This is a genomic window from Streptomyces sp. IBSBF 3136, assembly GCF_036815105.1.
Lineage (GTDB): Bacteria > Actinomycetota > Actinomycetes > Streptomycetales > Streptomycetaceae > Streptomyces.
On the sequence record NZ_JAJSZC010000098.1, the window covers coordinates 1 to 10,978 of the forward strand.

Below are 10,978 nucleotides of genomic sequence, written 5' to 3' on the forward strand. Positions count from 1 at the left end.
GCCGAGCCCCGCTCGCTCCCCCTCACTCCAGCCCGTACACCCGCCGCGCGTTCCCCGCGGCCACCATGCGGGCCACACGCTGGGCGTCCTCCAGGCACCACGCCCCGTCGGCCACCCAGGTGCCGAGGACGCGGGCCAGGGACTCGCGGAACAAGTGGGCGCCGACGACGTGGAGTTCGGGCAGGGCGTGGGCGCCGCTGGAGAAGAGGATCTTGCCGAAGGGGGCGAGTTCCAGGATCTCGGCGAGGACGGTGGCCGCGCGGGCACCGGTGCGCACGAGTGCCGCGCCGGAGTCGGCGTAGACGTGCGGGAAGACGCCGGCCAGGTGGGCGGCGTGCCGGTGGTACGGGTAGCCGTGCAGCAGGACGAGGTCGGTGCCGAGCCCCGCCGTGGCCCGGACGAAGTCCGTGAGCAGCACCGGGTCGGTGCGGTCGATGCGGGAGCCGGGCTCGCCGAGTCCCGCGTGCAGTTGCAGGGGCAGGCCGGAGGCGACGGCGATCCACAGCAGGTGCCGCAGCAGCACCGGGTCGGTCAGCTCGCCGCCCACCCGCCGCCCGGCCAGCCAGCGGCCCGCCGCGCCGCGCACCTCGCCCGGCCCCGGGGGCTCGGGGGCGAGGGCCAGACCGTGTCTGAGGCAGGCGACGGAGGTGAAGGCGACCGTCCCGGCGGCAGCGCCGTGCACGGACTCGGCGAGGTTGGCGAGGAAGGACTCGACCGTGCCCGAGGTGTCGGCGACCTGCTCGGCGAGCAGTTCGAGGCGGACGATCTCGCGGGCCTCGGCGTCCGCCGTGGACGCCATCTCGTCGGGACCGGTGAGGTCCCCGGGCAGCCCGGTGTCGACCAGGTAGGTGGTGATGCCACTGCCGCGCAGCAGCCTGCGGGCCGCCTCCAGGACACCGAGTTCGCGGCGCCGGGCGAGGTAGCGGGCGGGCGGGCAGTGCGGTTCGAGGCCGAGCAGGGGCGGGCACCAGCGGCGTACGGCGAAGCCGGTCTGGGTGTCGAAGAGGGTGGTGCCCGGTGCCGGCGGCCCCTCGGTCCGCACGAGCTGGGCCTCGAAGGTGCCGAGACCCAGCTCCGTGCGCAGTACGCCGTGACAGTACTGGTCCACGAGGGACGGCGTTTCGATCATTCCGGCTCCCCGTGAGGACGCGTGGGCGCTGCGCTGGCCTACACGTCCTAACGGGTGACCGGGGTGTCAGGTCGCGGTCCGGGCGCGGTTCGGCCGCGGGCGGAACCGCGAGCGCGCGCCCCCGCGGACCGCGCCCCGCCGCTCAGCCGCGGCCCGACGGCTGCCCAGCCGAGGGGTTGCCGCTGGTCGGCCGCCGGCCGCGCGTGGCTAGCCGCCGACCTGGATGCCGGCCATCCGCTTCCACTCGTACGGCCCCGTCGCCACCTTCGCGGCGAACTCGCCGTCGAAGGACTCGTGCACGGTGATGCCGGCCTTCGCCACCGCCTGCTCGGCGGTCGCGGTGTCCGGGGCGACCAGGTCGCCCCAGCCGCCGTCCTCGCCGACGAGCACGATCCGGGCGCCGCGCTCGCCGATGTGGGCCACCTGGCCCTCGGCACCGCCGTGCGCCTTGGCGAAGGCGGTGATCTGCCGGGCGAGCTTCGCCGCCGTGCGCTCGGCCTTGGGGTCAACCTGCTGCGTGTCGTCTGCCATGGCCAGGATGCTACCGACGGGTAGATCGAACGGCGACGGGAGGGGTGCGTGGCCTTGACCACGCGCCCCTCCCGTCGGGAGTCCGGACGCTCAGCGCAGGAACGGGTCCACCGCGACCGCGACGAACAGGATCGACACGTAGGTGATCGACCAGTGGAAGAGCCGCATCTCCTTCAGCTTCGCGCCGGTCACCTCGGCCTTCGCGCGGTTCTGCAGACCATGGGCCTCCCACAGCCAGAACCCGCCGGCCGCGAGCGCGACCAGGGTGTAGAACCAGCCCGTGTAGCCGAGCGGGGTCAGCAGCAGGGAGACGGCGACCATCACCCAGCTGTAGATGACGATCTGCCGGGCGACCACCTTGTTGGAGGCGACGACGGGGAGCATGGGCACGCCCACGCGCGCGTAGTCGTCCTTCACCTTCATGGACAGCGGCCAGTAGTGCGGCGGCGTCCAGAAGAACATGACGAGGAAGAGGACGACCGGCGCCCACGACATGGAGTCGGTGACCGCGGACCAGCCGATCAGCACGGGCAGGCAGCCGGCGATACCGCCCCAGACGATGTTCTGCGAGGTACGCCGCTTGAGGATCATCGTGTAGACGACGACGTAGAAGAGGAGCGCGCCGAGCGACAGCCACGCGCTCAGCCAGTTGACGGTCAGTCCGAACAGCAGCGTCGAGACGACCGCCAGCGTGATGCCGAAGGCCAGGCACTCGCGCGGGCTCACCATGCCGGTCACCAGCGGGCGCTGCGAGGTGCGGTCCATCAGGGCGTCGATGTCCCGGTCGATGTACATGTTGAGCGCGTTGGCGCCGCCCGCCGAGAGGTAACCGCCGACGCAGGTCAGCAGCACCAGCCCCAGGTCGGGCACACCCTGCTGTGCCAGGAACATCACCGGCACGGTGGTGATGAGCAGCAGCTCGATGATCCGCGGCTTGGTCAGCGCCACGAACGCCTTGACGCGGGCCCCGAACGGCCGGTGAACCGGGCTCTGGCCCGCACCGGCGAGCTCACCCTCCCCCAGCACCTTAACGGCCTGGGAGGTGCCCCCAGGACGGGATTCGACGGCCGTCACGCACACCCCTGACAGAGACATCCCAGCAAGCCCCCCCGTGTGAGGTCCCGGTGAAAGGCTCGCGCGTACCACGCCACTTTAGACGTTGCCCATACCTCGCCCTTCGCGGGGGTGGGCTCGTGTTGACGGACGGCTCGTCCGAGATCTCGGGTGACTCGATTGAGCGGTCAGATGAGCGGCTCCGTATTCATGTGCCGAATACCTCTTCGGCCAGTCGGGAGGCGGATCTCCGAGAGTCCCGGCAGTCTGGAATGACTCGAAAAAACGCACGTCCTTACGGGGGTAGGCTCGACAACGGCCGGTGGGCAGGCAGTGCACCGGCGGCCGGGTGAGGGCATGTCCCGAAAGACCGGCGACCGACATGTGGAGAGGAGCCCTGACCCAGGGTGAGCACCAAGCCGACCACCACAGACCTTGAGTGGACCGACCTGGACCAGCGGGCCGTGGACACCGCCCGTGTTCTTGCCGCCGACGCCGTACAGAAGGTCGGCAACGGCCATCCCGGAACGGCGATGAGCCTGGCCCCGGCCGCATACACCCTCTTCCAGAAGGTGATGCGGCACGACCCGGCCGACCCGGAGTGGGTCGCGCGTGACCGCTTCGTGCTGTCCGCCGGCCACTCGTCCCTGACCCTCTACACGCAGCTCTTCCTGGCCGGCTACGGCCTGGAGCTGGACGACCTGAAGGCCTTCCGCACCTGGGGCTCGAAGACGCCGGGCCACCCGGAGTACGGGCACACCAAGGGTGTCGAGACCACCACCGGCCCGCTGGGCCAGGGTGTGGCGAACGCGGTGGGCATGGCCATGGCCGCCCGCTACGAGCGCGGTCTGTTCGACCCCGAGGCCCCGCAGGGCGAGTCCCCCTTCGACCACTACATCTACTGCATCGCCGGCGACGGCTGCCTGCAGGAGGGCATTTCGGCCGAGGCGTCCTCGCTGGCCGGCCACCAGAAGCTGGGCAACCTGATCCTGCTGTGGGACGACAACCACATCTCGATCGAGGGCGACACCGAGACGGCCGTCTCCGAGGACACGACCAAGCGGTACGAGGCCTACGGCTGGCACGTGCAGCGGATCGCCCCGAAGCCGGACGGCGACCTCGACCCGCACGCCCTCTACAACGCCATCGAGGCCGCGAAGCAGGTCACCGACCGGCCGTCGTTCATCGCGATGCGCTCGATCATCGCCTGGCCGGCCCCGAACGCGCAGAACACCGAGGCCGCGCACGGCTCCGCGCTCGGCGACGACGAGGTCGCGGCCACCAAGCGCGTCCTCGGCTTCGACCCGGAGAAGACCTTCGAGGTCTCCGACGAGGTGCTCAGCCACACCCGCCAGGCCCTGGACCGGGGCCGCCAGCACAAGGCGGAGTGGGAGAAGTCCTTCCAGGAGTGGCGCGACGGCAACGCCGAGCGCGCGGCCGAGTTCGACCGCATCAGCAAGGGTGAGCTGCCCACCGGCTGGGAGGAGAAGCTCCCGGTCTTCGAGCCGGGCAAGGCCCTCGCCACCCGCGCGGCCTCCGGCAAGGTGCTCCAGTCGCTGGGCGCGGTGATCCCCGAACTGTGGGGCGGCTCCGCCGACCTCGCCGGCTCCAACAACACCACCATCGACAAGGACAGCTCCTTCCTGCCGGAGGGCAACCCGCTGCCCGAGGCCTCCCCGTACGGCCGCACGATCCACTTCGGCATCCGCGAGCACTCCATGGGCGCGGAGCTGAACGGCATCACGCTGCACGGCAACACCCGCGTGTACGGCGGCACCTTCCTGGTGTTCTCCGACTACATGCGCAACGCGGTCCGCCTGTCGGCCCTGATGCACCTGCCGGTGACGTACGTGTGGACGCACGACTCCATCGGCCTCGGCGAGGACGGCCCCACCCACCAGCCCGTCGAGCACCTGGCCTCGCTGCGCGCCATCCCGGGCCTGAACATCGTCCGCCCGGCGGACGCCAACGAGACCGCGATCGCCTGGCGCGAGATCCTCAAGCGCTACACCAAGGAGTTCGGCAAGGGTGCCCCGCACGGCCTCGCGCTGACCCGTCAGGGCGTGCCGATCTACGAGCCCAACGAGGACGCGGCGCGCGGTGGTTACGTGCTGTTCGAGGCCGAGGGCGGCGAGCCCCAGGTGATCCTGATCGCCACCGGCTCCGAGGTCCACGTGGCCGTCGAGGCGCGCGAGCAGCTCCAGGCCGACGGGGTGCCGACGCGGGTGGTGTCGATGCCGTCGGTCGAGTGGTTCGAGGAGCAGGACCAGGGGTACCGGGACTCCGTGCTGCCGCCGTCCGTCAAGGCCCGTGTCTCGGTCGAGGCGGGCATCGGCCTGACCTGGCACAAGTATGTCGGGGACGCCGGCCGCATCGTTTCCCTGGAGCACTTCGGTGCCTCCGCCGACGCCAAGGTCCTCTTCCGTGAATTCGGTTTCACGGCCGAGAACGTGGCCGCCAAGGCGCGGGAATCCATCGCCGCCGCCCAGCGCTGACGCTCATATACGACACGTAGGAGATGTAATTCCATGACAGACGCACTCAAGCGCCTCTCCGAGGAGGGCGTCGCGATCTGGCTGGACGACCTGTCGCGCAAGCGGATCACGTCCGGCAACCTCGCGGAACTGATCGACCAGCAGCACGTCGTGGGCGTCACCACCAACCCGACGATCTTCCAGAAGGCGATCTCGCAGGGCGACGGTTACGACCAGCAGCTCTCCGACCTCGCCGCGCGCAAGGTCACCGTCGAAGAGGCCGTCCGCATGATCACGACGGCGGACGTCCGGGACGCCGCCGACATCCTGCGCCCGGTCTTCGACGCCACCGACGGCCAGGACGGCCGGGTCTCCATCGAGGTCGACCCGCGCCTCGCGCACAACGAGAAGGCGACCGTCGCCGAGGCCAAGCAGCTGGCCTGGCTCGTCGACCGCCCCAACACCCTGATCAAGATCCCGGCCACCATGGCGGGCATCCCGGCGATCAGCTCGGTCATCGGTCTCGGCATCAGCGTCAACGTCACCCTGATCTTCTCCCTCGAGCGGTACCGCGCCGTCATGGACGCCTACCTCTCCGGTCTGGAGCGGGCCAAGGAGCGCGGTCTGGACCTGTCGAAGATCCACTCCGTGGCGTCCTTCTTCGTGTCCCGCGTGGACACCGAGATCGACAAGCGCCTTGACGCCCTCGGCACCGACGAGGCCAAGGCGCTGCGCGGCAAGGCCGCCATCGCCAACGCCCGGCTCGCCTACCAGGCGTACGAGGAGGTCTTCTCCTCCGACCGCTGGAACGCGCTGGAGAAGGCGGGCGCCAACAAGCAGCGTCCGCTGTGGGCGTCGACCGGTGTGAAGGACCCGGCCTACCCGGACACGATGTACGTGACCGAGCTGGTCGCCCCGAACACCGTCAACACCATGCCGGAGGCCACCCTGGAGGCCACCGAGGACCACGGCGAGATCACCGGCGACACCGTGTCCGGCACCTACGAGCAGGCACGTGCCGACCTGGACGCGCTGGAGAGGCTCGGCATCTCGTACGACGACGTCGTGCAGGTGCTGGAGGAGGAGGGCGTCGAGAAGTTCGAGGCGTCCTGGAACGACCTGCTGAAGTCCACCCAGGCGGAGCTCGAGCGCCTCGCCCCTTCGGAGGGCTGACTTGTCACCCGTTTCCGGTTCCGGAGCGAACCCGCTTCGTGACCCGGCCGACCGACGGCTCCCGCGCATCGCGGGGCCGTCGGGTCTGGTCATCTTCGGTGTCACTGGCGACCTGTCCCGCAAGAAGCTGATGCCCGCGGTGTACGACCTCGCCAACCGGGGTCTGCTGCCGCCGGGCTTCTCCCTGGTGGGTTTCGCCCGCCGCGACTGGGAGCACGAGGACTTCGCCGAGGTCGTCCACGAAGCGGTCAAGGAGCACTCGCGCACCCCGTTCCGTGAGGAGGTCTGGCAGCAGCTCATCCAGGGGATGCGCTTCGTCCAGGGCACCTTCGACGACGACGAGGCGTTCGAGCGGCTGCGGGCCACCATCGAGGAGCTGGACAAGGCGCAGGGCACGGGCGGCAACTTCGCCTTCTACCTGTCGGTGCCGCCGCGCTCCTTCCCGGTGGTCATCCAGCAGCTCAAGAAGCACGGCCTCGCCGACCAGACCGACGGCTCCTGGCGGCGGGCGGTCATCGAGAAGCCGTTCGGCCACGACCTGGAGTCGGCCGAGCAGCTGAACAAGGTCGTGCACGAGGTGTTCGAGCCGGAGCAGGTGTTCCGGATCGACCACTACCTCGGCAAGGAGACCGTCCAGAACATCCTGGCGCTGCGCTTCGCCAACACCATGTTCGAGCCGATCTGGAACCGGTCCTTCGTGGACCACGTGCAGATCACCATGGCCGAGGACATCGGCATCGGCGGCCGCGCCGGCTACTACGACGGCATCGGCGCCGCCCGTGACGTCATCCAGAACCACCTGTTGCAGCTGCTCGCGCTGACCGCGATGGAGGAGCCCTCCTCCTTCGGCGCGGACGCGCTGGCCGCCGAGAAGACCAAGGTGCTCGGCGCCGTACGACTGCCGAAGGACCTGGGCCGCAGCACGGTGCGCGGCCAGTACGCGGCCGGCTGGCAGGGCGGCGAGAAGGTCATCGGCTACCTCGAAGAGGACGGCATCGACGCGAAGTCGAAGACCGACACCTACGCGGCCGTGAAGCTGGAGATCGACAACCGCCGCTGGGCGGGCGTCCCCTTCTACCTGCGCACCGGCAAGCGGCTGGGCCGCCGGGTCACCGAGATCGCGGTGGTGTTCCAGCGGGCCCCGCACTCCCCCTTCGACCACACGGCGACGGAGGAGCTGGGCTCGAACGCGGTCGTCATCCGCGTCCAGCCCGACGAGGGCATCACGGTCCGTTTCGGTTCCAAGGTGCCGGGCACCTCGATGGAGATCCGGGACGTCTCCATGGACTTCGCCTACGGCGAGTCCTTCACGGAGTCCAGCCCGGAGGCCTACGAGCGGCTGATCCTGGACGTGCTGCTCGGGGACGCCAACCTCTTCCCGCGCACGGAGGAGGTCGAGCTGTCCTGGCAGATCCTCGACCCGATCGAGCGGTACTGGGACAAGCACGGCAAACCCGCGCAGTACCGGTCGGGCACCTGGGGCCCCGTGGAGGCGGACGAGATGCTCGCACGAGACGGACGGAGCTGGCGCCGGCCATGAAGATAGACCTGACCGGCACCACCGCCGGCGAGATCAACAAGGCGCTCGTCAAGGGCCGCCGCGCCATCGGCACCCCCGCCGTCGGCATGGTCCTCACCCTCGTCATCGTCACCGACGAGGAGAACGCCTACGACGCCCTGAAGGCCGCCAACGACGCCTCGCGCGAGCACCCTTCGCGCACCCTGGTGGTCATCAAGCGCGTCTCCCGCTCCCCGCGCGACCGCACGTCCTCGCGGCTGGACGCCGAGGTGCGGGTGGGCGCCGACGCGGGCACCGGTGAGACGGTCGTGCTGCGGCTGTACGGCGAGGTGTCCGACCACGCCGACTCCGTGGTGCTGCCGCTGCTGCTGCCGGACGCCCCGGTGGTCGTGTGGTGGCCGGTGAACGCCCCGCTGGACCCGGCCGCGGACCCGCTGGGCGCGCTGGCCCAGCGCCGGGTCACCGACACCTACACCGCCGAGCAGCCGGTGCGGGAGCTGTCCGCCCGCGCCCAGTCCTACCGGCCCGGCGACACCGACCTGTCCTGGACCCGGATCACGCCGTGGCGTTCGATGCTGGCGGCGGCCCTGGACCAGGTGGTCTGCGAGGTGCGGTCCGTGGAGGTCGAGGGCGAGGAGTTCAACCCGAGCTGTGAGCTGCTGGCGATGTGGCTCGCGGACCGGCTGGACGTGCCCGTCCGGCGCTCGCTGTCCTCGGGCCCGGGCCTGACCGCCGTCCGCATGACCACCAGCGGCGGCCCGATCGTCCTGGACCGCGCCGACGGCTCGCTGGCCACCCTGGCCATCGACGGGCAGCCGGCCCGCGCGGTGGCGCTCAAGCGCCGGGACACCGCCGAGCTGATCGCGGAGGAGCTGCGCCGGCTCGACCCGGACGACACCTACGCGTCGGCGCTGCGCTTCGGCGTGGAGCGGCTGGCCACCGTCCCGGAGCCCGCGTCCGGTGAGCCGGTCGCGGAGCCGGAGCCGGAGCAGCAGGCGGCCAAGGCGCCGGCCAAGAAGGCGGCCGCCAAGAGGGCCCCGGCGAAGAAGGCGGCGGCGAAGTGAGCACCCCTCAGCTGGTCGTGCACCGCGACAAGGAACTGATGGCGCAGGCCGCCGCGGCCCGCCTGATCACGAAGATCGTGGACGCGCAGGCCTCCCGGGGCAGCGCGTCCGTGGTCCTCACCGGCGGCCGCAACGGCAACGGCCTGCTGGCCGCGCTGGCGGCGGCACCGGCCCGGGACGCCATCGACTGGGGCCGCCTCGACCTGTGGTGGGGCGACGAGCGGTTCCTGCCCGAGGGCGATCCGGAGCGCAATGTCACGCAGGCCCGCGAGGTCCTGCTGGACTCCGTTCCGCTGGACCCGGAGCGCGTGCACGCCATGCCCGCCTCCGACGGCCCGCACGGCGCGGACGTGGAGGCGGCGGCCGAGGCCTACGCACAGGAACTGGCGAAGGCGGCCGGCCCCGAGAACCACGGCGCGGTGCCCTCCTTCGACGTCCTGATGCTGGGCGTCGGCCCGGACACCCATGTGGCCTCGCTGTTCCCGGAGTTGCCGGCGGTCCGGGAGACCGAGCGGACGGTGGTCGGCGTCCACGGGGCACCGAAGCCCCCGCCGACCCGGGTCACCCTGACCCTGCCGGCGATCCGGTCGGCCCGTGAGGTCTGGCTGCTCGCGGCCGGTGAGGACAAGGCGGAGGCCGCCGCCATCGCCCTGTCGGGCGCGGGCGAGATCCAGGCCCCGGCGGCCGGGGCGTACGGCCGTCAGCGCACGCTGTGGCTGCTGGACGCCGCGGCGGCCTCGCAGTTGCCGCGGTCGCTGTATCCGCCGGCCTCACCGTGAACGGCTGAGTTTCCGAGGAACGAGGGCGGCAGGGGACGACTCCCCTGCCGCCCTCGTCGTATGTGCCGGCTCGTCGACGAGCCCGCGGTCGCCCCCCGTTCACCACTCCTCCTGCACGATCTCCACGAAAGATTCATACAACACTGAACTTTTCTGTAAGCTGCGGGGCGCATCGATCGCATCTCTGAGGGGGGACCTCATGCGCATACGCTTCGCCCTGGCCGCCACCGCCGCCGCCGGAACGCTCGCCGTCGTCATCGCCGCTCCGGCCCAGGCCGCCGAGTACTCCTCGGCCCTGAAGATCAAGGGCGTCCAGTACGACGCCCCGGGGCGTGACTCGAACAGCTGCGCCACGGGCAACAGCAGGAGCGAGTACCTGACGATCAAGAACTACTCGCGAACCGCGAAGGTGAACCTCAAGGGCTACGTCGTCAAGGACGCCACCGGCAACCGGTTCACCTTCCCGGCGAACCACTACCTCGAGCCCGGCGACTACGTGAAGCTGCGCGGCGGCCACGGCACCGACTCGGACGCCAGGAACGTCGTCTACCGCCAGAACTGCAACTTCATCTGGAACAACGACAAGGACACCATCTACCTGTACAAGCCCTCCGGCGCCCACGCGGACACCCACGCCTACACCAAGTCCCGCGACGACGGCGACGGCAACGGCTACATCACCTTCCACGGCTGACAGAGCGTCGTCCGAGGAGAGTGACCATGCATCCGTACAAGAACCCGAACCGGCGCATACGGCTGTGGGCGGCAGGTGTGGCCCTGCTGGCCGCCGGCGCCGCCGGCTGCGGGTCCGCCCACGACGACACCGCCAAGGCGTCGCCGGCGCCCCGCCCCACCGTGACCGTCACGGCGACGGCCACGGTGACCGCCTCGCCCGAGCCCGGGCCGACGGTCACGAAGACGAAGACGAAGACCGTCAGGAAGCCCGGACCGACCGTCACCGTCACCGTCACCCGGGCCGCCTCCGGCACCGTGCGCAGTCACACCACGGGCACCGGCGCCGGCACCTGCTCCATCGTCTCCAACGCGGGCAACTGCTACTCGGCGGGCCAGTTCTGCCGGAACAGCGACCACGGGGCGACGACCACCACCGCGAGCGGTAGCCGGATCAGATGCGCCTACAGTTCCAACGCCTGGCGCTGGACGTACGCCTGATCGACGCGGACGGGGAGGGGGTGGGGGGCGCCGCCCCCCCCCCCCCCCCCCCGGGCGGCCGCCGCCGTCACCGGGCACCTCGA

General features: G+C 70.9%; 10 protein-coding genes. 7 read left to right on the plus strand and 3 right to left on the minus strand.

Annotated features, from left to right (window positions below):
• Nucleotides 1-22: 22 nt before the first annotated feature.
• The 3 genes from V7E45_RS21340 to V7E45_RS21350 all read right to left on the minus strand — a co-directional run bounded on the left by V7E45_RS21340 (nucleotide 23) and on the right by V7E45_RS21350 (nucleotide 2,740).
• Nucleotides 23-1,129 carry an amidohydrolase family protein gene (locus tag V7E45_RS21340; protein ID WP_333775800.1) on the minus strand — a complete coding sequence of 369 codons (1,107 nt, stop codon included), beginning with the start codon at nucleotides 1,127-1,129 and terminating at the stop codon, nucleotides 23-25.
• 207 nt (nucleotides 1,130-1,336) lie between these two features.
• The gene (locus tag V7E45_RS21345) at nucleotides 1,337-1,660 is read right to left on the minus strand and encodes a hypothetical protein (RefSeq protein ID WP_333775801.1); all 324 of its coding nucleotides are present in this window, start codon (nucleotides 1,658-1,660) and stop codon (nucleotides 1,337-1,339) included.
• Between the two features lie 90 nt (nucleotides 1,661-1,750).
• Nucleotides 1,751-2,740, minus strand: coding sequence for a heme o synthase (locus tag V7E45_RS21350; RefSeq protein WP_443056122.1), 990 nt, complete (start codon nucleotides 2,738-2,740; stop codon nucleotides 1,751-1,753).
• Between the two features lie 380 nt (nucleotides 2,741-3,120).
• Here V7E45_RS21350 and tkt point away from each other — a divergent pair, with 380 nt between their 5' ends.
• The 7 genes from tkt (at nucleotide 3,121) to V7E45_RS21385 (ending at nucleotide 10,895) form a co-directional block, all read left to right on the plus strand.
• The gene (gene tkt / locus V7E45_RS21355) at nucleotides 3,121-5,208 is read left to right on the plus strand and encodes a transketolase (RefSeq protein WP_333775803.1); all 2,088 of its coding nucleotides are present in this window, start codon (nucleotides 3,121-3,123) and stop codon (nucleotides 5,206-5,208) included.
• Between the two features lie 33 nt (nucleotides 5,209-5,241).
• Nucleotides 5,242-6,360, plus strand: coding sequence for a transaldolase (tal, locus tag V7E45_RS21360; protein ID WP_333775804.1), 1,119 nt, complete (start codon nucleotides 5,242-5,244; stop codon nucleotides 6,358-6,360).
• Nucleotide 6,361: 1 nt separating this feature from the next.
• A complete protein-coding gene (gene zwf / locus V7E45_RS21365) occupies nucleotides 6,362-7,900 on the plus strand; it encodes a glucose-6-phosphate dehydrogenase (protein ID WP_333775805.1) in 1,539 nt (512 codons plus the stop codon).
• A complete protein-coding gene (gene opcA, locus V7E45_RS21370; protein ID WP_333775806.1) occupies nucleotides 7,897-8,943 on the plus strand; it encodes a glucose-6-phosphate dehydrogenase assembly protein OpcA in 1,047 nt (348 codons plus the stop codon). The genes zwf and opcA overlap by 4 nt, the downstream gene beginning before the upstream one ends.
• Nucleotides 8,940-9,722, plus strand: coding sequence for a 6-phosphogluconolactonase (pgl, locus tag V7E45_RS21375; RefSeq protein WP_333775807.1), 783 nt, complete (start codon nucleotides 8,940-8,942; stop codon nucleotides 9,720-9,722). The genes opcA and pgl overlap by 4 nt, the downstream gene beginning before the upstream one ends.
• A gap of 199 nt (nucleotides 9,723-9,921) precedes the next feature.
• Nucleotides 9,922-10,416: a lamin tail domain-containing protein gene (locus V7E45_RS21380; protein WP_333775808.1), complete on the plus strand. Its 495-nt coding sequence runs from the start codon at nucleotides 9,922-9,924 to the stop codon at nucleotides 10,414-10,416.
• 26 nt (nucleotides 10,417-10,442) lie between these two features.
• The gene (locus tag V7E45_RS21385) at nucleotides 10,443-10,895 is read left to right on the plus strand and encodes a hypothetical protein (protein WP_333775809.1); all 453 of its coding nucleotides are present in this window, start codon (nucleotides 10,443-10,445) and stop codon (nucleotides 10,893-10,895) included.
• Nucleotides 10,896-10,978: the final 83 nt, after the last annotated feature.

Bases quoted from the DNA above. Each gene is read 5' to 3' on its own strand.
- V7E45_RS21345 (WP_333775801.1), bottom strand. From the start codon at position 1,660: ATGGCAGACGACACGCAGCAGGTTGACCCCAAGGCCGAGCGCACGGCG.
- V7E45_RS21385 (WP_333775809.1), top strand. From the start codon at position 10,443: ATGCATCCGTACAAGAACCCGAACCGGCGCATACGGCTGTGGGCGGCA.
- opcA (WP_333775806.1), top strand. From the start codon at position 7,897: ATGAAGATAGACCTGACCGGCACCACCGCCGGCGAGATCAACAAGGCG.
- tal (WP_333775804.1), top strand. From the start codon at position 5,242: ATGACAGACGCACTCAAGCGCCTCTCCGAGGAGGGCGTCGCGATCTGG.
- V7E45_RS21380 (WP_333775808.1), top strand. From the start codon at position 9,922: ATGCGCATACGCTTCGCCCTGGCCGCCACCGCCGCCGCCGGAACGCTC.
- V7E45_RS21340 (WP_333775800.1), bottom strand. From the start codon at position 1,129: ATGATCGAAACGCCGTCCCTCGTGGACCAGTACTGTCACGGCGTACTG.